The 19060-nt window shown below is 71.1% G+C and carries 19 protein-coding genes and 1 tRNA gene; 8 read left to right on the forward strand and 12 right to left on the reverse strand.

The window, feature by feature from the left end:
- The first annotated feature begins 86 nt into the window (after positions 1 to 86).
- The gene (locus A4R25_RS18425; protein ID WP_047890476.1) at positions 87 to 1277 is read left to right on the forward strand and encodes an IS110 family transposase; all 1191 of its coding nucleotides are present in this window, start codon (positions 87 to 89) and stop codon (positions 1275 to 1277) included.
- A gap of 194 nt (positions 1278 to 1471) precedes the next feature.
- A tRNA-Arg gene (locus tag A4R25_RS18430) sits at positions 1472 to 1547 on the forward strand.
- 57 nt (positions 1548 to 1604) lie between these two features.
- On the opposite strand, the gene A4R25_RS18435 is transcribed toward A4R25_RS18430, so the two are convergent.
- Entirely contained in the window at positions 1605 to 1967 is a 363-nt protein-coding gene (locus tag A4R25_RS18435) for a hypothetical protein (RefSeq protein ID WP_064447554.1), read from the reverse strand.
- A 106-nt stretch (positions 1968 to 2073) separates the two neighbouring features.
- Here A4R25_RS18435 and A4R25_RS18440 point away from each other — a divergent pair, with 106 nt between their 5' ends.
- Positions 2074 to 2691 (forward strand): DUF2625 family protein, encoded by a 618-nt coding sequence (locus A4R25_RS18440; RefSeq protein WP_064447555.1) that lies wholly within the window; start codon positions 2074 to 2076, stop codon positions 2689 to 2691.
- 30 nt (positions 2692 to 2721) lie between these two features.
- Here the strand turns inward: A4R25_RS18440 and A4R25_RS18445 are convergent, their stop codons facing one another.
- The 4 genes from A4R25_RS18445 to A4R25_RS18455 all read right to left on the reverse strand — a co-directional run bounded on the left by A4R25_RS18445 (position 2722) and on the right by A4R25_RS18455 (position 5948).
- On the reverse strand, positions 2722 to 3513 hold the full coding sequence (locus A4R25_RS18445) for an alpha/beta fold hydrolase (protein ID WP_064447556.1): 792 nt from the start codon (positions 3511 to 3513) through the stop codon (positions 2722 to 2724).
- Positions 3514 to 3663: 150 nt separating this feature from the next.
- A complete protein-coding gene (locus A4R25_RS18450; protein WP_064447557.1) occupies positions 3664 to 4326 on the reverse strand; it encodes a DUF6882 domain-containing protein in 663 nt (220 codons plus the stop codon).
- Between the two features lie 74 nt (positions 4327 to 4400).
- Positions 4401 to 4574: a hypothetical protein gene (locus tag A4R25_RS31510; RefSeq protein ID WP_013283846.1), complete on the reverse strand. Its 174-nt coding sequence runs from the start codon at positions 4572 to 4574 to the stop codon at positions 4401 to 4403.
- Positions 4575 to 4862: 288 nt separating this feature from the next.
- Positions 4863 to 5948, reverse strand: a complete 1086-nt coding sequence (locus tag A4R25_RS18455) for a family 43 glycosylhydrolase (RefSeq protein ID WP_064447750.1) — start codon at positions 5946 to 5948, stop codon at positions 4863 to 4865.
- 229 nt (positions 5949 to 6177) lie between these two features.
- Between A4R25_RS18455 and A4R25_RS18460 the strand changes: the two genes are divergently transcribed.
- Both A4R25_RS18460 and A4R25_RS18465 read left to right on the forward strand, forming a co-directional pair.
- Complete coding sequence (locus A4R25_RS18460) at positions 6178 to 6954, forward strand: HAD-IIB family hydrolase (protein ID WP_064447558.1); 777 nt, start codon at positions 6178 to 6180, stop codon at positions 6952 to 6954.
- Between the two features lie 121 nt (positions 6955 to 7075).
- Entirely contained in the window at positions 7076 to 8863 is a 1788-nt protein-coding gene (locus tag A4R25_RS18465) for a hypothetical protein (protein ID WP_064447559.1), read from the forward strand.
- A 43-nt stretch (positions 8864 to 8906) separates the two neighbouring features.
- On the opposite strand, the gene A4R25_RS18470 is transcribed toward A4R25_RS18465, so the two are convergent.
- From A4R25_RS18470 to A4R25_RS18480, 3 genes are all read right to left on the reverse strand, one after another.
- Positions 8907 to 9497 (reverse strand): ATP-dependent Clp protease proteolytic subunit, encoded by a 591-nt coding sequence (locus tag A4R25_RS18470; protein ID WP_064447560.1) that lies wholly within the window; start codon positions 9495 to 9497, stop codon positions 8907 to 8909.
- A 125-nt stretch (positions 9498 to 9622) separates the two neighbouring features.
- Positions 9623 to 10264 carry a helix-turn-helix domain-containing protein gene (locus A4R25_RS18475; RefSeq protein WP_064447751.1) on the reverse strand — a complete coding sequence of 214 codons (642 nt, stop codon included), beginning with the start codon at positions 10262 to 10264 and terminating at the stop codon, positions 9623 to 9625.
- A gap of 106 nt (positions 10265 to 10370) precedes the next feature.
- Positions 10371 to 11561: a hypothetical protein gene (locus A4R25_RS18480; RefSeq protein ID WP_157539119.1), complete on the reverse strand. Its 1191-nt coding sequence runs from the start codon at positions 11559 to 11561 to the stop codon at positions 10371 to 10373.
- 176 nt (positions 11562 to 11737) lie between these two features.
- Here A4R25_RS18480 and A4R25_RS18485 point away from each other — a divergent pair, with 176 nt between their 5' ends.
- Positions 11738 to 12751 carry a TrkA family potassium uptake protein gene (locus A4R25_RS18485; protein WP_064447562.1) on the forward strand — a complete coding sequence of 338 codons (1014 nt, stop codon included), beginning with the start codon at positions 11738 to 11740 and terminating at the stop codon, positions 12749 to 12751.
- Positions 12752 to 12773: 22 nt separating this feature from the next.
- Here A4R25_RS18485 and A4R25_RS18490 read toward each other — a convergent pair whose 3' ends face one another.
- Positions 12774 to 13256 carry a MarR family winged helix-turn-helix transcriptional regulator gene (locus A4R25_RS18490; RefSeq protein ID WP_231915576.1) on the reverse strand — a complete coding sequence of 161 codons (483 nt, stop codon included), beginning with the start codon at positions 13254 to 13256 and terminating at the stop codon, positions 12774 to 12776.
- Between the two features lie 86 nt (positions 13257 to 13342).
- Here A4R25_RS18490 and A4R25_RS18495 point away from each other — a divergent pair, with 86 nt between their 5' ends.
- The gene (locus tag A4R25_RS18495) at positions 13343 to 13990 is read left to right on the forward strand and encodes an FMN-dependent NADH-azoreductase (RefSeq protein ID WP_064447564.1); all 648 of its coding nucleotides are present in this window, start codon (positions 13343 to 13345) and stop codon (positions 13988 to 13990) included.
- Positions 13991 to 14069: 79 nt separating this feature from the next.
- On the opposite strand, the gene A4R25_RS18500 is transcribed toward A4R25_RS18495, so the two are convergent.
- The 3 genes from A4R25_RS18500 to A4R25_RS18510 form a co-directional block, all read right to left on the reverse strand.
- Complete coding sequence (locus tag A4R25_RS18500) at positions 14070 to 15104, reverse strand: 2-oxoacid:ferredoxin oxidoreductase subunit beta (RefSeq protein WP_064447565.1); 1035 nt, start codon at positions 15102 to 15104, stop codon at positions 14070 to 14072.
- Positions 15097 to 16944: a 2-oxoacid:acceptor oxidoreductase subunit alpha gene (locus A4R25_RS18505; RefSeq protein ID WP_064447566.1), complete on the reverse strand. Its 1848-nt coding sequence runs from the start codon at positions 16942 to 16944 to the stop codon at positions 15097 to 15099. The genes A4R25_RS18500 and A4R25_RS18505 overlap by 8 nt, the downstream gene beginning before the upstream one ends.
- Before the next feature lie 196 nt (positions 16945 to 17140).
- On the reverse strand, positions 17141 to 18478 hold the full coding sequence (locus tag A4R25_RS18510; protein WP_231915592.1) for a hypothetical protein: 1338 nt from the start codon (positions 18476 to 18478) through the stop codon (positions 17141 to 17143).
- 188 nt (positions 18479 to 18666) lie between these two features.
- Here A4R25_RS18510 and A4R25_RS18515 point away from each other — a divergent pair, with 188 nt between their 5' ends.
- On the forward strand, positions 18667 to 19044 hold the full coding sequence (locus A4R25_RS18515) for an NADH-quinone oxidoreductase subunit A (RefSeq protein ID WP_030501070.1): 378 nt from the start codon (positions 18667 to 18669) through the stop codon (positions 19042 to 19044).
- The last annotated feature ends 16 nt before the right edge of the window (positions 19045 to 19060 follow it).

The following is a 19060-nucleotide window of genomic DNA, read 5'->3' on the forward strand; positions in this document are numbered from 1 at the left end:
GTTCGCATCGTTAGAAGGTGCCGGCAAACCCGAACCCACAGACGAGGGCCCAACGAAGAAAACCGATCATGTGAAGGAGCGCGAGGGTGGCGAAGCTGTGGATCGGCGTGGACATCGGCAAGGCACACCACCACGTCGCCGCCGTTGATGGCGACGGTCGGCTGGTCTACTCCCGCCGGGTCGCCAACGACGAGACCGCCCTCCTGACGGTCATGGCCGAGGTGTCGACGCACGGCCGTCCGGTCTGCTGGGCGGTCGACGTCACCACCGGCCTGTCGGCGCTGCTGCTGACCCTGCTCTGGCGGCGCCAGGTCCAGGTCCGCTACGTCTCCGGCGCCGTCGCGTTCCACATGGCCGCTGCGTTCGCCGGGGAGAACAAGACCGACGCGCGCGACGCGGTGGTCATCGCCCAGACGATTCGCATGCGCCCGGACATCCCAATCCTGGATCCCTCCGACCGGCTCATTGCCGAGCTGACCGTGCTGACCGGGTACCGCGCCGACCTCGTCGGCCAGCGCGTCGCGACCCTGTTCCGATTGCAGGAACTGCTCACCGGGATCAGCCCGGCGTTGGAGCGAGCTGTGGAACTCAACCGCAAGGGCCCGATGATGGTGCTGGCCTGCTGGCAGACTCCGGCCGCGATCCGGCACGCCGGCGTCGACCGGATCACCGCCCTACTCCGACGCGGCCAAGTCAAGAACGCCGTCCAGGTGGCCGAGGCGATGGTGGCCGCTGCGCGGCAGCAGACCGTCACGCTCCCCGGCCAACGTGCCGCGGCCGTGGTGGTGGGGCAGATGGCCACCGAGATCCTCGCCCTCGAACAACGCATCGCCGCCGTCGACGACCTCATCGCCGAACACCTCAACCAGCACCCCTTGGCGCCGATCGTGGGCAGTCTGCCGGGCATGGGCCCCTTGCTTACCGCCGAACTGCTCGTCCACACCGCCGGCATGACCGAGTACGACAGCCCCGCGAAACTCGCTGCTCACGCCGGCTTGGCACCTGTTTCCCGCGACTCCGGAACGGTTTCCGGCAACCATCGGCAGCCTCGCCGCTATCACCGGCGGCTGCGGCACATTCTGTGGATGGCCGCCTTCACCGCCGCCCGAGAATGCCCCACCTCCCGCGCCTACTACGAGAAGAAACGCGCCGAAGGCAAAAACCACCGCCAAGCCATACTCGCCCTCGCCCGACGACGCGTCGACGTCCTCTGGGCCCTCATCCGCGACAACAAAACCTTCACCCAACCGGCACCAGCGGTTCGCGCCGCAGCCTGAACCAGCCCGCTCCCCGCCGACGCGACCCCGGTCCCGTCGGCCGTACCACCCTGCCTACCAAGATCATCCGAGTCACATGGAGACTCGGGGTGTGGTCCTGGGCTGGGCGAACACGGGTCCGGGGAACGTGGGTGAACGTGGGCCACTCCCTGCCACCCCAGGTGAACCCCCAGGTCGTTAGACTAGGCCCTCGCGCCCCCGTAGCTCAGGGGATAGAGCATCGGTTTCCTAAACCGTGTGTCGCAGGTTCGAATCCTGCCGGGGGCACCAGGTCAGACGCTTGATCAACGATCACTATTTCGCCTTCTACCTTGGCGCCGGCTGCCGTCACGAGGACTGAGCCTGCGTTTGGTGTTTCTGATCCACGCCAATGCACGCGAGGACTGACGCCGCGTCGGCCGCCAGGAAGAGCTGGAAATAGTAGGGAGGGTCGAGCTGCGTCACCCCGCCAAGTCGCACGGGCTGTTCACCGAGCGCATGGAGCGTCTCGACAGCCGCCGCGAACCCGAGCGTCGGAATGCCTCGATCCCTGGTAATCGCCTTCCGCCCTCGGTACGTGGACGCAAGGTTGTTGGCGGGGACCACGCCGTCCCAGATGCGGAACGACGCTCCCCGATCGAGGGCCTCACGACATGCCCTGATGACTGGGCTCTCGCCGGCAAGCAGAAACGTCAACTCATCGCGCTCCACGCAACGACGGTACAGCCATCCCGTACCGCCGAGCCGTCCCACTGAGTCTTCGCGGTCGGCGGGGCCTCGGAGTCGCACGGGTTGATCCTCCTGGGAGGCTGAGGGGGTGGAACAGTCTGCGTGGTCCGAGATTTCGGCGCTGGTGGCGGCGGCTCCGTATCCGGTGGAGGTGCTGCCGGTCGATTCGCAGCAGGCGGCAGCGTGTCTGGCGGCCCTGGAAATCACGACCAGGTCGTGGCTCGGGGCGGTGGTCGCCAACAGCGGTGCGCTGGTGATCGATCACGGTTGGCTTCGGGTGCTCGGTGGTGGGCGCGACGGGCTGCCGGGTGTGGCGGCCCAGATGGTTCCGGGGGCGGGTCGCCTGGTCGTCGCTTTCGATGTGATGGGCGGCCAGTTCGCGTGGTTGCAGGCGGAGCCGGCGGTGAGGCCGACGGTGCATTACTTCGGCCCGGAGGACCTGGCTTGGCAGGACCTTGAGCTTGGGTATGGCGACTGGCTGGAGGCGATGCTCACCGGTGCACTGACTGGCTTCTATGAGGGCTTGCGCTGGCCGGGGTGGGAGGCCGAGGTGGCCGGCGTTGCCCTGGATCAGGGGATCAGCGCGTGGCCGCCGCCCTGGACTCGGGAGGGCAAGGATCTCTCGGCGGTGTCTCGCAAGCCGATCCTGCTTGCTGAACTCGTCTCGGTTCACCAGGATGCGGCGCGTCAGCTCGGTTCTCTCTAGAACACCGCGCCGCCACGAGCCCGCGCCAGGTCAAGCCGTACGGAAATGCTCCCCTGGCTCAGCCGGGTCGGACAAGAAGGCGCGAACAGTGGCGGCGAACTGTGTTTGCGCGTCGTGATGCACCACATGACCGGCCGGCAGCTCGGCAAGGCGAGCGTGGCCGGCGCGACGGGCGATCATCTCGCGAGCGTGGCCGGCTGTCAGTTCATCGCTACGCGTTCCACGAATCAGGAGAGTCGGGCAGCTCACCGAAACCCAGTCCTTCCAGTGGTCACCGCTGAGTGCCTTCTGGGACGCCACCGTGTCGTCGATGTCGAATGAGAAGCCCCAGCCGTCGTCGGACTGGCGGAAGGAACATTCGAGGTAGGGTGTCGCCGCGCCCAGGGCCGCGGCCAGTGCGTCGCGGGTTGGCGCGTGGCGGGGGAGGCTCGTCGTGAACGACCAATCGACGTCTACGACCGCGCCGGCATCCTCGACGATGAGCGCGGTGACCCGGTCGGGGTACCGCCCGGCGTACTGATAGGCGTTCACTCCGCCGAGCGAGTGGCCCAGCACCGCCGCAGGGCCGACTTTCAAGTGCCGGTGGAACGCGGCGACGTCGGATATGTAGTCGTCACGCTCGTAGCTCTCGGCACGGTCCGACGCTCCGTGTCCGCGCTGATCGAGTGCGATCACCCGCCAGTGGGGTGCCAGCGCCTGGGCCAGCGGGGCGAATGCCGACGCTTCGTTGTAGTGCCCGTGAAGAGCCAGGAGCGGGGCACCCGATCCACCGAAGTCCAGATAGGAGAGCCTTCGGCTCTCAATCGCGAAAAACCCACGCATGGCCTGGGATGCTAGCCCCGGTCGTTGTCGGCGGTCGGGCGGCGTGAGCGGTTGGTCGCTGTGCCCGTTGCGTCCCCGGCGGTAGGGGCGACGGCGGTCAGCTGTTGGGCGTGTGCCAGGTTCGAAGCCTGCCGAGGTGCCGGATTCCGCCTACGGGCTGACCGTTCCCGACAGGTTGCTGACCCGGCCCATCGCGTCGAAGTCGACACGCAGGACCGAACCGCCCCGATCCTGCGCCGTCACCGACATCGGCGCCCGATCCAACCGCCACCCCTGCTGGTGCAGGAACGACTCGACGGCGACGCGGTGTTCCACCGGGAAGGACTGAAGCACCTGCGTCAGTACGGTCAGCACCCGCTCCGGCCGGACCGGCGCGGTGATCTGTGGCGGGGCGTCGTCGAGGTGGAAGAAGACCGCGCCGCCGTCGTACGGCCCGCGGTAGTAGCAGCGGCCGGTCAGGCCGGACGCCAGCAGGGCGAGGCGGTGTCCGTCGGCGCGCTGGAGCGGGAACGTGGGCGCGGTGAGTTCGGCGACGCCCTGCCGGTGCCCGTACTCGCGGAGCCAGCCGGCGAGATGGAGGAGCGTCGGCGGAAGGTTGCTGGCCTCGTTGGCCCAGGCCCACAGCCAGGTGCCGTCGTCGTGGCTCTCGGTACCGAGGAGCTGGATGCGGTACCGCAGGTCGGTTCCGAACGTCACTGTGCCGTCGGGCAGGTCGAGCTGCCAGTCGCGTTCGCCGAGCAGGTCGGCCAGCGCCAGTTGGCGGGCCAGGCCGGTGCCGACATGTTCGGCGAAGAGTCGATCAAACGTCGGCATCGCCGCAGTGTGCCAGACCTTCGGGTACGGGGCGGCCCCGCGTCCGGCCGGAGCCGGAGCGCGGGGCCGGCGGGTCAGCGGACCAGCGCTGCCACCAGCGTCCCGATGCAGGCGACGACGGCGGCGATGATCGGACTGAGCGTCTTGATGTACGCCAGGATGAGCCGGTGCCGGTCGGTCGGCTCGGCAACGGTTTCGTCCTCGTCCTCTGGTGTCTCGAAGTCTGACCCGTGAGGGATTACAGTCAACGTGACTCCTTCCGTTGCAGCGGTGGAGTCGAATGCGGCGTCCGGTGGCAGCCGGGCGCCGCCCTCTGTGTGAGGCGGCGCAGTACCGTTCGACGGTTCGAGCATGCTCCCGGCGGACAGCTAGCACAAGAGTGGGCAATTCACTGTCGGGTACCTGACAAGCAGATGCATCGCATCGAGAAAATTTCGGTGCCATCTCTTGCCAAATGCAATTTTCCGTGAAGCAGTTCAACCGAGCGTAACCACGTCAAAGCGCATGGTGAGCAGGCGTGCCGTCGGGCGCACCGGCTACGAGACGAGGAATCCGGTGGAGGGGCGGGTCAGGACGCCGGTCATCGGGAAGCGGGTGGAGCCGTTCCACCAGTGCCACACCACGCGCTCGCTTCCGTCGGCGGCGGCGAAGACGTCCATCCCGCCGGGGCCCTGGTGGTTGCCGGGCAGGCCGCGGATCGGGTTGAGCCCGGCGCTGCCGGTGAAGCCGAAGAAGGGCCGGGACACGCCTTCACGGATCGGGCTGCAGCGTGAACCGGGGAGAGGGCTTGCGCCGCAGCGGGCGATGCCGGTGGCGTAGCGCGCGCTGTCCCAGTTGTTGCCCGAGTACATGAGGTACCAGTCCCCGTCGGCGGCCTTCCACATCGACGGGTTCTCCACCACGTGCGTACCGCCGCTGGTCTTGGCGGTGTCCCAGGTGATGTCGGTGCTCTTGAGCATGTCCCGGCGGGTGTCCCAGATCGCGCGGCCCTCGCCGTCGGTGCGGACGGTGGAGATGCCGGTCTCGGCGCCGGAGGCGATGGCGTCGTCCCGGTAGGTGACGTACAGGTTTCCGCCGGCCACGAAGGGGTTGGCGTCGAGTGCCCACCGGCCGGCGTCCGGGCACGCCCATTCGCCCTGGTTCTGGAAGGGGCCGCGGGCGCTGTCGGAGATCGCTCGTCCGATGCACTTCTGGCCGGTGCCCTTGCGGGAGGCGGTGTAGAACATGAAGAACCGGCTGCCGAACTGCGCGACGCCGGGGGCCCAGACCGCGCCGCCGGGCTCGGCCCAGGCGCCCGGGCCGGACGGCAGGGCGTCGTGCGACGCGCAGTTCGCCATGCCCACGCTGTTGCCGGAGCCGTGGACGAGGACCGGTACGTAAAGCCTGCCGGTCGCGCCGCAGCGCGCGCCGGTCCCGGCGCCGACAGTGGTGCCGTAGGTGACGTACGAGCCGTCCTTGGCCAGCAGGGTGTCCGGGTCGGCCAGCGGGAAGGTGGACGAGTCGGCCAGCGTGGACAGGTCGCCGGTGGGTGCGGCGGCGGCGGGTGCCACCGCCGCCGCGGTGACCACCAGGGCGGCCGCGGCGAGGGTGACGAGCCCTCCGCGCGTTCGAAGGAATTTCACCGGCACTCCTTGATTGATGAAGGTAATTATCAGGGAAACGGTATCGACGGTCAGCGATGCCGTCAACGGGAGAGCGTGGGGGTCTGAGCGCGGGAAGCGGGGCCGCCCGGAGGCCTGCCGCGTTACGCTCCGTCGAGGGGACGTGTCACCCGCCGGGCCCTCAGGCCGGTGCCGGAACCCGTCGGTACCCTGGCAGGTCCTGGCCTGTCCGCGACGACATGAGGTATTCGTGAACGATCTTCGAGTGGTGGCGTTCGATCTCGACGACACCCTGGCGATTTCCAAGTCCCAGATCGATCGTCGGATGGCGGAGTTGCTCGGCCACCTGCTCACCGAGGTGGACGTGCTGGTCATCTCCGGTGGCCGGTTCGAGCAGTTTCAGTCGCAGGTGCTCGCCCACCTCGACCTCACCGAGGAGCAGCGCGACCGGCTGCACCTGATGCCGACCTGCGGCACCCGCTACTACCGCTGGTCCGACGGGGACTGGCGGCAGGTCTACGCGGAGGACCTGACCGAGGCCGACAAGGCCCGTGTCGTCGCCGCGCTGACCGAGTCGGCGCAGGCGCTGGGTCTGTGGGAGGCGAAGACCTGGGGCGACATCATCGAGGACCGGGGCAGCCAGATCACGTTCTCGGCGCTGGGGCAGTCCGCCCCGCCGGCCGAGAAGTACGGCTGGGATCCGGACGGCGACAAGAAGCGGCGGCTGCGGGACGCGGTCGCGGCGAAGCTGCCCGACCTGGAGGTACGCGGCGGCGGGTCGACCTCGATCGACGTGACCCGCAAGGGCGTGGACAAGGCGTACGGCATGCGGAAGCTGCTGGAACACCTGGACCTGAAGATCGACAACGTGCTCTTCGTGGGTGACCGCCTGGACGTGGGTGGCAACGACTACCCGGTCAAGGCGATGGGCATCCGTAGCGTCGCGGTCACCCGCTGGGAGGAGACCGCCGACTACGTCGAGAAGCTCGTCGACGACCTGGTGCGGCAGCGCGCCGAGCGCGCCTGAGCCCAGCCCCGACCCAGAGCCCGCCGGTTCCGGAACCGGCGGGCTCTGGCGGTATCGACGGTGATGAGGTAGGAACAGCCGAGAGAGCGCTCTCCCGTCCCATCACCGAACAGGCAGGCAGATGCGATCACCCGACCCCTCCCGCCGCCGTTTCCTCACGCTCACCGCCTCCGCGGCCTCGCTCACCGCCCTCGGCCTCCCGGCCGGCGCCGCCGCCGCGTCCCCGGCCGCGCGCCCCGCCCGCGAGCCCGACTTCGGCCCCAACGTCTTCGTGTACGACCCCAGCACGCCGGTCGAGGAGATCCAGTCCACGCTGGACCGGCTGTTCACCGCCCAGGAACGCAACGAGATGGGCTTCGACAGATACGCCGTGCTGTTCAAGCCCGGCCGCTACGAGGTGGACGCCCGGCTCGGCTACTACACGACTGTCGCCGGTCTCGGCGCGCACCCGGACGACGTGGAGATCCACGGCGCAGTCCGGGTGGTCGGTCAGCCCGACCCGAACTCGCCCGCCGGCATCTCCGCGCTCACCAACTTCTGGCGTTCGGCGGAGAACCTCGCGGTCACCCCGACCGACTGGTCGAACCAATGGGCCGTCTCCCAGGCGTCGCCGATGCGCCGCGTACACGTCAAGGGCGTGCTGTGGCTGGAACCCGGCAACGGCGGCTACTCCAGCGGCGGCTACATCGCCGACTCCAAGGTGGACGGCATCACCATCAACGGCTCCCAGCAGCAGTGGCTCACCCGCGACAGCGAACTCGGCGGCGAGTGGACCAACGGCGTGTGGAACCAGGTCTTCTCCGGCGTGATCGGCGCGCCCGCGCAGGGCTTCCCCGACCCGCCGTACACCACGCTGCCGACCAGCCCGGTGACCCGGGAGAAGCCGTACCTGTTCGTCGACGCCCGCGGGGCCTGGCGGGTGGCCGTACCGCGCCTGCGCCGCGACACCGCCGGCACCACCTGGGCCATCGGCGGCGCGCCGGTGCCGTCGCTGCCGCTGTCCGCGTTCTTCGTGGCCCGGCCCACCGACTCGGCGAAGCGGATCAACGCGGAACTGGCCCGGGGCCGGCACCTGCTGCTGACCCCCGGCGTCTACCACCTGGACCGGGCCCTGCGGGTACGCCGCCCGGACACCGTCGTGCTCGGCCTCGGCATGCCGAGCCTCGTGCCGGACCGCGGGGACGCGGCGCTGCGGATCGAGGACGTGGACGGGGTCCGCATCGCCGGAGTGCTCGTGGACGCCGGGCCGGTCGAGTCACCGGTGCTGGTCGAGGTCGGTGCGCGGCACTGCCACCGGTCGCACGCCACGAACCCGATCTCGCTCCAGGACGTCTTCTTCCGCATCGGCGGCCCGTACGCCGGGCGCGCGGTGACCAGCCTGGTGGTCAACAGCCGGCACACGCTCGTGGACAACATCTGGGCCTGGCGCGGCGACCACGGCCGGGCCGGCACGATCGGCTGGACCGTGAACACCGCCGCCACCGGCGTGATTGTCAACGGCGACGACGTGACCGCATACGGGCTGTTCGTCGAGCACTACCAGCGCTGGCAGACGATCTGGAACGGCGAGCGCGGCCGGACCGTGTTCTACCAGAGCGAGCTGCCCTACGACCCGCCGAGCCAGGCGGCCTGGCGCAGCCCGACCGGCAACGGCTGGGCCTCGTACAAGGTGGCCGACCACGTCCGCACGCACGAGGCGTGGGGGCTCGGCGTCTACTCGTACTTCAACCAGGGCGTCGACATCCGCTGCGACCGGGGGATCGAGGCGCCGCGCCGCGCCGGGGTGCGGTTCCACGACGCGATCACGGTGTTCCTCGACGGCAGCGGCGGGATCGAGCGCACGATAAACGACGTCGGCACCCCGGTCGTCGGCTCGTACGGCACCAGCACGGTAATCAGCTACCCGTGACGTCAGCGGCGGCCCGGCCGGTGATCCGGCCGGGCCGCCCGGCTCACCCGGCGAGCTGGTCGACGCGGGTGAGCACCTGGTCGACGAGTCCGTACTCGCGGGCCTGCTCGGCGGTGAACCAGCGGTCGCGGTCCCAGTCGCGCTGGATCTCCTCCAGCGTGCGCCCGCTGTGTCGAGCGATCAGCTCCTGCATGGTGCGCTTGACGTGCAGCATGTTCTCGGCCTGGATGGTGATGTCCGCGGCGGTGCCGCCCATCCCGCCGGACGGCTGGTGCATCATGATCCGCGAGTGCGGCAGCGCGAACCGCTTGCCCGCCGCGCCGGCGCAGAGCAGGAACTGTCCCATCGACCCGGCCATCCCGAGCGCCAGCGTCGCCACGTCGTTCTTGACGTACCGCATGGTGTCGTAGACGGCCATGCCCGCGCTGACCGAACCGCCGGGCGAGTTGATGTAGAGGAAGATGTCGCGCTCGGCGTCCTCGGCCGCGAGGAGCAGGATCTGCGCGCAGATCTGGTTGGCCGACGCGTCGGTGACCTCGGTGCCGAGGAAGATGATCCGCTCCTTCAGCAACCGTTCGAAGACCCGGTCGCCGAACGCCGGCTGCCCCTCGTCGAGCATCCAGATGCCACCCATCGCCGCCACCTCCGTGCCGCCGGTGGGCGGGGGACCGCCCGGGAACCCGGCGGTCTCCAGCGTCCGCCGGGCGCACCCGTGCGAACCAGGCTTTCTGCCCGGGGCAGATCCGCCGTGGGCAGAAGCTACGCGGCGACCGGCCGCCGCCGGCCGGCGCGGGCCCGCCGCCGGGCCAGCGTGACGGAGGTACGCGGACGGGGGCGGACGGCCGGGGCGGAGGGAGCCGGCCAGATCCGGATGCCGCCGGCGAACCCGATCGGCGTGGCGGCGTCGAACGCGGGACCGAGCGGCGCCGGCCCGAGATCCACCGGCCGCAGCACGCCGCCCAGCAGCGGCATGGCGGTGACCGGGCGGCGGGCGACGTGCGGCCGGAGCGAGACGGCGGGCCGCCGGGTGACGGGCGGCCGGGGTGACACGGCCGGGCGGCGCGTGACGGACAGCCGGGGCGGGCCGACCCGCAGGTGTGGCCCGGTGCGGGCGGACGGCACCCGGTCGAACCGGGCCGCCGAGATGCCGGGGCCGACCGGGGTCGGACGCTCCCGGCGCAGCTCGTCGCGGGCCTCTTCGAGCAGGTCGGCGAGGTGGATCCCGAGCGCGCGGCAGATCGCGGCCAGCACCTCGGAGGAGGCCTCCTTGCGCCCGCGTTCGACCTCGGAGAGATAGGGCAGGGAGACGCCGGCGGCCTGGGCCACCTCGCGCAGCGTGCGGCCCTGGCGCAGGCGGATGCGCCGGAGCACCCCGCCGATCACGCGTCGCAGCAACGACATGCCGGCCTCCTCGCGGTCGGGCGTCCCGGACGTCTCCATCATGCCCCGTCCACGCGCCCGGCACCTGCCCGGTCGGCCCCCGTGGTACCGACCGGGCCGGCGTGGATCAACGCCAGACGACCGCGCGGGAGTGCCAGCTCGGCGAGGTGAAGTAGGCCAGACCGACGATCAGGCCGGGGTCGTTGACGTTGATCGCGATGCTGCTCACCGCCCCGTCCGGCATCGGCAGCAGCTGGGACTCGGCGGTGGGTGAGGGCCAGATCATCGCCCGGCTCGTGGTGCCGTCGGTGCCGATCACCAGGCCCGAGTCGTTCACCGCCTGCGCCGTCGGGGATTCCGCGCCGGTGGCCAGCCGGTGCATCGTCGTACCGTCCCAGAAGAAGGCGGCGAACCGGCCGTCCGCGGTCCAGCTCCTGCCGACCACCTGACCGAGGTCGTTGATGCCGGTCGCGTCGCTCGTGGGTCCGCCCAGGGTGCCCAGCGACCGCAGGACGCCGTCGCGCCAGACGAATGCCTGGTTGACGAAGGGCGGATCGGTCCAGTCCTTGTAGCCGTAGGTGCCCGCGACGGTGCCGGCCTCGTTCACCGCGAGCGCGCTCGCACCCGGCGGGGCGTCGATGGTGATCTCGGTGTTCCCGGTCCGGACGAACGGCCGCCGCCCGGAGAAGCTGTCGGTGACGTGGTAGACGCCGACCACCCGGTCGCCCGCCGTGTCGTACGCGATGGAGAAGATGCCCCCGGTCAGGCCGAGATCCTGGATCTTCCCGTCCACCCAGGCCACGGCATGGCTGCTGCCGTCGGCCGCCTGGGCGGTGCCCACGATGCGCCCCCGCTCGTCGATCGCCTCGGCCTGGCTGTTCGGCCCGCCCAGCGTCCCCAGATCCTCGATCTGCCCGTCCACCCAGCGCACCGCGTGCCAGTAGCCGCTTGCCACCTGGGCCGACCCGACAACCACCCCGGCGCTGTTGACGTCCGACGCCGAGGTGCCCCCGCCCAGTGTCGGCAGCAGCACGGCCGTCCGCTTCGCCGTCGGCATCGGCGCCGGCGTGGTGCCGGTCGGCGTACCGGTGGGCGACGGTGAGGCGGTCGGCGTCGGTGTCGGTACGGCGGTCGGTGTCGGCGAGGCGGTCGGTCGTGGGGAGAAGGTCGGCGAGGGGACGACGGTGGGCTTCGGCCGGGTGGGCCGGGCCGTCCCGGGTGGGCGGTCCCCAGGCCGGTTCGCCACAGCGGGCGGCGCCCCGGCGACCACCATCCCGACTGCCACGGCAAGCGCGGCCAATGCCATGCGTGTACGCATCCGACGTCCCCTCGTCACGATCGGTGAGTCATCAGTCTCACCCGTGGGCGCGTCGATGGATCTGACGAAATCCTTACCGCTCCCGGGCCGCAGCGGCACCCGGCCCAGCCAGCCGGCTCGCGGCGTAACCGCTATCTTGAGGGCGTGCAGGCGACAGTGGCGGAGCAGGACCGACGGTGATCCATTTTCCCGCGCAACGGCGGGGGCCGCTGAGCGCGCTGAGCCTGCGCCTGCTCGCCGCCCTCGGCCTGGTCTTCGCCACCGTGGCGGTGGTCTGGCTGGACCGCGACGGCTACCGCGACGTGGACGAGAGCGGCCTGAGCCTGCTCGACTGCTTCTACTACGTGGTGGTCTCGCTCTCCACCACCGGGTACGGCGACATCACCCCGGTCAGTTCGTCGGCGCGGCTGGCGAACGTCCTGTTCATCACCCCCGCCCGGGTGCTGTTCCTGATCATCCTGGTCGGCACCACCCTGGAAGTCCTGACCGAGCAGTACCGCACCGGCCGTCGCCTGTCGCGGTGGAGGAGAACCGTGAAGGACCACGTCATCATCTGCGGCTACGGCACCAAGGGCCGCAGCGCGGTCTCCGCCCTGCTGGAGAACGGTACGGACAAGTCCAAGATCGTGGTGGTCGAGCGGAGCGGGCCGGCGCTGCGGCAGGCCACCTCCAACGGGCTGGTGACGATCGAGGGCTCGGCGACCCGCTCGTCGGTGCTGGAGCAGGCGCACGTGCGTACCGCGAAGTCGGTCATCATCGCGACCGACAGCGACGACGCCTCGGTGCTGGTGGCGCTCACGGTCCGGCAGCTCACCGCCGGTCAGGTCCGCATCATCGCGGCGGTCCGGGAGGCGGAGAACGCGCCGCTGCTCAAGCAGAGCGGGGCGCACCACGTGATCGTGTCGTCGGCGACGGCCGGGCGGCTGCTCGGCCTGTCGACCTCGGCTCCGCCCCTGATCGACGTGGTGGAGGACCTGCTCACCCCGGGTCAGGGCATGGCGCTGGCCATGCGGTCCGCCGAGCGCGACGAGGTGGGCCGCTCACCGCGTGAGCTGGAGTCGCTCGTCATCGCGCTGGTCCGCCGGGGCAAGGTGGTCACGCTCAACGACCGTGCGGGCGCGGTGATCGAAACCGGCGACATGCTCGTCCACGTCCGGGACGACCGGCCGCAGGCCACCTCCGCGATCTGACCCGGCCCGCCGGGCCGCCCGGTCAGCAGGCGCCCGGACCGCCTTCCGCGATCACTTCGCCGCAGGTCGACGACCGGCCCTGGGTAGCCCGGCGCAGGAGGTCGTAGAGCAGGTCCCGTTCGCCGGGGGCCAGCGCGCCGAGGACGTCCTCCTCCGCACCGGCGAGCGCGCACTCGGCCTCGCGTAGTCGCTTCGTGCCCGCGTCGGTGAGGCGTACCTCGTGCCGGCGGCGGTCCTCCGGCGAGCGGCGGCGCTCGGCCAGGCCGTCCGACTCCAGGTCGTTGAGCAGCCCGACCACGTTCGTGCTGTCGATCTGGAGCGTGCCGGCCAGCGCCTGCTGGCTGATGCCGCCGGAGTCGCGCAGCACGGTGAGCGCCACCAGGTGGCGGGGGCGCAGGCCCAGCGGGGCCAGCACCGACTCCGAGCGCAGCCGCATCCGCCGGGCCAGGTGGTCGAGCAGGGGCCCGGAACGGCGCTCGGACTCCTCGGCCGGTGCGGCGGACATGTGACCCAGTTTACGCGCTCCGAGGAACATCGACCTGCTATAAATAGTTGGTTCTACACTAACGATCGTCGGAGGAGGAATCACCAATGGCACACCTACTGCACATCGACTCCAGCATCACCGGGGAGCGGTCGATCAGCCGGCGGCTCACCGCCCGCGCCGCCGCCGCCTGGCGCGCCGCCCACCCGGACGGCACTGTCACCTACCGCGACCTGGGTCAGAACCCGCTGCCGCACCTGAACACCGCCAGCGGCCTCGCGCGCATGGTGCCGCCGGATCAGCACACCCCCGAGCAGCAGGCTTCCTGGCAGCTGACCCAGGAGGTGGTGGCCGAGGTGAAGCAGGCCGACACGGTCCTGCTCGGGCTCCCGCTCTACAACTACGGCCCGCCCAGCAGCGTGAAGTCCTGGGTCGACCACCTGATCGCCCCCGGCATCGCGTACGACCCGGTGACGAACGCCGGGCTGCTCGGCGACCGCCAGTTCGTCGTCCTGGTCAGCCGCGGCGGCGGGTACGGCCCGGGCACCCCGCGCGAGGGCTGGGACCACGCCGAACCGTGGCTGCCGCACGGCCTCTCCCTGACCGGGCTGGACCCGCGGTTCATCTGCGCCGAGCTGACCCTGGCCCCGGTCAACCCGGCGATGGCCGAGCTGATCCCGCTGTTCGAGCAGAGCCTCGCCGCGGCCGAGCGGGCCGTCGACGAGCTGTGGGTGCCCGCCCCGGCGGCCGCCTGACCGGGCCGCGTCACACGCGAGGGGCGGGCCGTTCCGCGGGGGAACGGCCCGCCCTTTCGCGTGACGGGTCAGCGGTGGATCAGAGGATCGTCCAGGTGTCGCCGCTGCCGAGCAGCGCCGCGAGCTGCTGCTCCGGGGTCTTGTCCACGCCCGCCTTGGCCGCCGCGACCTGCTCCTGCACAACGCTGTCGTAGGAAGGGCGGTCCACCGACCGGAACACCCCGATCGGGGTGTTGCTCAGGTCCAGGCCGGGCAGCCGGGACAGCGCGAAGGCGTACGCCGGGTCGGCCACGCCCGCGTCGTGCACGACGATCTCCTCAGCCGGCGTGTTCGCGGTCTCCCGGACCTCCAGCCCGAAGCCGCCCGGCGGGTGGACGACGCAGAACTGCCCGTCCTTGCCGAACGTGATCGGCTGCCCGTGCTCCAGCCGGATCAGGAAGTCGTCCCGGGTGGCCGGCTCCTTCAGCGGGTCGAACGCGCCGTCGTTGAAGATGTTGCAGTTCTGGTAGATCTCCACGAACGCCGAACCCTCGTGCTGGGCGGCGGCCCGCAGCACCGACTGGAGGTGCTTGCGGTCCGAGTCGATCGTCCGGGCCACGAACGTGGCCTCGGCGCCGAGCGCCAGCGACAGCGGGTTGAACGGGGCGTCCGCCGAGCCGACCGGCGTCGACTTGGTGATCTTGCCGACCTCGGAGGTCGGCGAGTACTGGCCCTTGGTCAGCCCGTAGATCCGGTTGTTGAACAGCAGGATCTTCAGGTTCACGTTGCGGCGCAGCGCGTGGATCAGGTGGTTGCCGCCGATGGAGAGCGCGTCGCCGTCACCGGTGACCACCCAGACCGACAGGTCCGGCCGGGACACCGACAGGCCGGTGGCGATCGCCGGGGCCCGGCCGTGGATCGAGTGCATCCCGTACGTGTTCATGTAGTACGGGAAGCGCGACGAGCAGCCGATGCCCGAGACGAAGACGATGTTCTCCCGGGGGATGTTCAGCTCCGGCATGAAGCCCTGCACGGCCGCCAGGATGGCGTAGTCACCGCAACCGGGGCACCAGCGCACCTCCTGGTCGGACTTGAAGTCCTTGGCGGTGAGCTTGAGGGCGACGGGCTCAGACATTCTTCAGGACCTCTTCCAGCATCGTCTCCAGCTCGGCGGCGGTGAACGGCAGGCCGCGGACCTGGTTGTAGCCGATCGCGTCGACCAGGTACTTCGCCCGGATCACGTGGGCGAGCTGGCCGAGGTTCATCTCCGGCACGACCACCTTGTCGTAGCGGCCCAGCACCTCGCCGAGGTTCGCCGGCATCGGGGCCAGGTGCCGCAGGTGGGCCTGGGCCACCGAGAGCCCGCGCTGACGCAGGCCACGGCAGGCGGCGCCGATCGGCCCGTACGTCGAGCCCCAGCCCAGCACCAGCACCCGGGCGTCGCCGTCCGGGTCCTCGACCTCGACGTCCGGCACCGGGATGGTCTCGATGCGGGCCGCCCGGGTCCGCACCATGAAGTCGTGGTTGGCCGGGTCGTACGAGATGTCGCCGGTCTTGTCGGCCTTCTCCAGGCCGCCGATCCGGTGCTCCAGACCGGCCGTGCCGGGCACCGCCCACGGGCGGGCCAGCGTCTGCGGATCCCGCAGGTACGGCAGGAACGTGGTGCCGTCCTCGCCGTTGGGCTGCGTGGCGAACTCGACCCGCAGGTCGGGCAGCGACTCCACGTCCGGCAGCAGCCACGGCTCCGAGCCGTTGGCGACGTAGTTGTCCGACAGCAGGATCACCGGCGTGCGATAGGTGAGCGCGATCCGGGCCGCCTCCAGCGCCGCGTGGAAGCAGTCCGACGGGGACTTCGGCGCGACCACCGCCACCGGGGCCTCGCCGTGCCGGCCGTACAGCGCCATGTTCAGGTCGGCCTGCTCGGTCTTGGTGGGCATACCCGTCGACGGCCCGGCCCGCTGCACGTCGACGATGACCAGCGGCAGCTCCAGCGCCACCGCCAGGGAGATCGTCTCGCTCTTGAGCGCCACGCCCGGGCCGCTCGTGGTGGTGATCCCGAGCGCGCCGCCGTACGAGGCGCCCAGCGCCGCGCCGACCGCCGCGATCTCGTCCTCGGCCTGCATGGTGACCACGCCGAACTTCTTGTGCTTGCTCAGCTCGTGCAGGATGTCCGAGGCCGGCGTGATCGGGTACGCGCCGAGGAACACCGGCAGCCCGGAACGCACCCCGGCGGCCACCAGGCCCAGCGACAGCGCCGCGTTGCCGGTGATGTTCCGGTAGGTGCCCGGCAGCATCTTGGCCGGCTTGACCTCGTACCGGACGGAGAAGTCCTCGGTGGTCTCGCCGAAGTTCCAGCCGGCCCGGAACGCGGCCACGTTCGCCGCCACCAGCTCGGGACGGGCCGCGAACTTGCGCTCCAGGAAGCGCAGCGTGGACTCGTACGGGCGGGAGTACATCCAGCTCAGCAGCCCGAGCGCGAACATGTTCTTGGCCCGCTCGGCGTCCTTCTTGGACACGTCGAGCTCGGCCAGCGCGCCGATCGTCATCGAGGTGAGCGCCACCGGGTGCACCGCGTACCCGGCGAGCGAGTCGTCGTCGAGCGGGCTGGTCGCGTAGCCGACCTTGGCCAGGTTGCGCCGGGTGAACTCGTCGGTGTTGACGATGATGTCCGCCCCGCGCGGCAGGTCGGCCAGGTTGGCCTTCAACGCGGCCGGGTTCATCGCCACCAGCACGTTCGGCGCGTCACCCGGCGTCAGGATGTCGTAGTCGGCGAAGTGCACCTGGAAGCTCGACACGCCGGGCAGGGTGCCGGCGGGAGCGCGGATCTCGGCGGGGAAGTTGGGCAACGTCGAGATGTCGTTGCCCAGCTGCGCCGTCTCCGAGGTGAACCGGTCGCCGGTGAGCTGCATGCCGTCGCCGGAGTCACCGGCGAACCGGATGACCACCCGGTCCAGCTGACGGATCTGCTTGGTCACACCCGCACCTCGCTTAACTGAGCGCCGTCGCCCTCGCCGGCCCGGCCCGCTCCGATTCTCACGTCAGAGCCTACGTCGCCACGTTAGGGCCACCTTGGTCGAGGTCCGACGTATGGGACTGGATCGGGCCGCTGTATGCCCCGCTTTGCAGCGTTTAGTACCTGGGTCCGTAACCCAGATCACCACGTATTCATGATCACCGGTCGGTTGCCGGCCGCTCCGGCACCGTGATGTCACTGCGGCGGCGCAGCGAGCGGGTCGCCAGCGTCAGCGCGAGCACGACCAGGAGGCCGGACACGGCGATCAGCGCGATCGCGGTCCGCCGGGTCGAGGCGTCGTCGTCGGTCGGCCCGCCACCGGCGGCGAGCACGCCCTGCGAGGCGGTCGGACCCGGCACGCCCACCGGCGGGGTGGCGTCCGCCGCGGCGGCGCTGATCCGGAAGCTCATCTGCACCTGCCGGTCCCGCCCGCTGCGCGGGTCCAGCCGGCCGATCACCGCGCCGGCCAGCGGGGCACGGCGCTGCGCCTCGGCCGAGGCGGCGAGCGTCAACCGCAGGGTCGCGGTCCGGCCGGCCGGCAGGACGCCCAGCTCGCACCGGGTCCGGTCGGGCGTCACCGCGGCGCAGCCGTTCTCGGTGTCGCCGGCAGTCACACCGGCCGGCAGGAGCACCTCGACACGGCCCGCGGCGTCGACAGCGCCGGTGTTGCCGAGCCTTACGGTGAGCGTGCTGGGCGCGCCGCTGATGTCGAACAGCACCTCGTCGGCGCGCAGCGAGATCCCGGGCACCGGCGGCCCGGGCGGGAAGAGCACCGGGAAGCCCTCGTCGTCGTACGCCGCTCCGCTGACCCCCGGCGCGACGGCGGTGACCTGCACGGAACCGGTCAGTGGCATGGTCCGCCAGGCGTCGCCGTCGACCCGTACCCGGATGGTCGCGCTGAACCGGGCGCCCGGCTCGGCGTCCCACCCGACGCAGCTGTGGTTGGCGCCGCCGGTCGGCTGGCAGCCCGGCGTGCCCGCGTCGGTCAGCCCGGGCGGCAGCGTGTAGGCGAGCGTGATCCGCTCCGCCCGGCCGCCGGTGTTCGTCACCGTCACCCGCAGCGTGGCAACCGTGCTGTCGGCATTCCAGTAGTCGGGGGTGAGCACCACGTCCTCGGTGTTCACCCGTACCCCGAGCGGCCCGCCGGGCGGCTGGGCCGAGGGCGGCGGCGGGGGCTGGACCGGCGGCACGACCGGCGGCGGCGCGCTGGTGGTGTTCGGGGCCGCGCTGGTCGGCGCCGGTTCGACGGGCGGGCTGCTGACCGGCGGGGCCGGCGCGGTGGTGACCGGCGGCGGAGGCGTGCTCGGGGGTGGCGGCGCCTCGGTGGGCGGCGGTGCGGGCGAGCTGGTTCCCGGGTCCGCGGTGGGGACCGGTTCGGTCGGCTCGCCGGCTGGATCGGCGGGTTCGATCACCCGGGCCAGGCCGGCCGGACCTCCGGCGGCGGCCGTGGCTCCGGCCGGCGCCACCGCCACCGCCGCCGCGACCAACGCGGGCACCAGCAGTGCGAGGGTACGACGGAGCGCGGCCCGCCGAACGGGTCGAACGCGCAGGCGGGCCATCTGTCCTCCGGGGCGGGTCAAGGTGTCCCATTATTCGGTGATGCTTGCCATCAGGCACTAGTCCTGCCAGGAAACGAATTCGTAACGTGTCCGGGACATCTGGACGGGACCGGTACGCTCCGCTCGTGACCGGATATCTCGGCTCGTACGCCACGCTCGGTCTGCTGCTGCTCGCCGCCGTGCTCTTCTTCGTGACGGCGTTCTCGGCGAACCGGGTGTTACGTCCGAGCCGCCCGGCCGAGCCGTGGGGCAAACGGGCCACGTACGAGTGCGGCATCGACCCGGTCGGCGGCGACTGGGCCCAGATGCAGATCCGCTACTACGTCTACGCCTACCTGTACGTGCTCTTCGCGGTCGAGGCGGTCTTCCTGTTCCCGTGGGCGCTGGTGTTCGACCGGCCCGGCTTCGGCGCCACCACCGTGGTCGAGATGGGCGTCTTCGTGGCGATCGTCGCGCTCGGCATCCTCTACGCCTGGCGGCGCGGCGTCCTGCGCTGGACCTGACCCGTCAGGCGCCGCG

It is taken from the genome of Micromonospora sp. NBRC 110037, from assembly GCF_001652995.1.
Lineage (GTDB): Bacteria > Actinomycetota > Actinomycetes > Mycobacteriales > Micromonosporaceae > Micromonospora > Micromonospora chalcea.

What these genes read in the sequence shown, in the direction of transcription:
- A4R25_RS18445 (WP_064447556.1), bottom strand. Translation starts at nt 3,513, where the DNA reads ATGCGTGGGTTTTTCGCGATTGAGAGCCGAAGGCTCTCCTATCTGGAC.
- A4R25_RS18450 (WP_064447557.1), bottom strand. Translation starts at nt 4,326, where the DNA reads ATGCCGACGTTTGATCGACTCTTCGCCGAACATGTCGGCACCGGCCTG.
- A4R25_RS18465 (WP_064447559.1), top strand. Translation starts at nt 7,076, where the DNA reads ATGCGATCACCCGACCCCTCCCGCCGCCGTTTCCTCACGCTCACCGCC.
- A4R25_RS18470 (WP_064447560.1), bottom strand. Translation starts at nt 9,497, where the DNA reads ATGGGTGGCATCTGGATGCTCGACGAGGGGCAGCCGGCGTTCGGCGAC.
- A4R25_RS18475 (WP_064447751.1), bottom strand. Translation starts at nt 10,264, where the DNA reads ATGTCGTTGCTGCGACGCGTGATCGGCGGGGTGCTCCGGCGCATCCGC.
- A4R25_RS18480 (WP_157539119.1), bottom strand. Translation starts at nt 11,561, where the DNA reads ATGCGTACACGCATGGCATTGGCCGCGCTTGCCGTGGCAGTCGGGATG.
- A4R25_RS18490 (WP_231915576.1), bottom strand. Translation starts at nt 13,256, where the DNA reads ATGTCCGCCGCACCGGCCGAGGAGTCCGAGCGCCGTTCCGGGCCCCTG.
- A4R25_RS18495 (WP_064447564.1), top strand. Translation starts at nt 13,343, where the DNA reads ATGGCACACCTACTGCACATCGACTCCAGCATCACCGGGGAGCGGTCG.
- A4R25_RS18500 (WP_064447565.1), bottom strand. Translation starts at nt 15,104, where the DNA reads ATGTCTGAGCCCGTCGCCCTCAAGCTCACCGCCAAGGACTTCAAGTCC.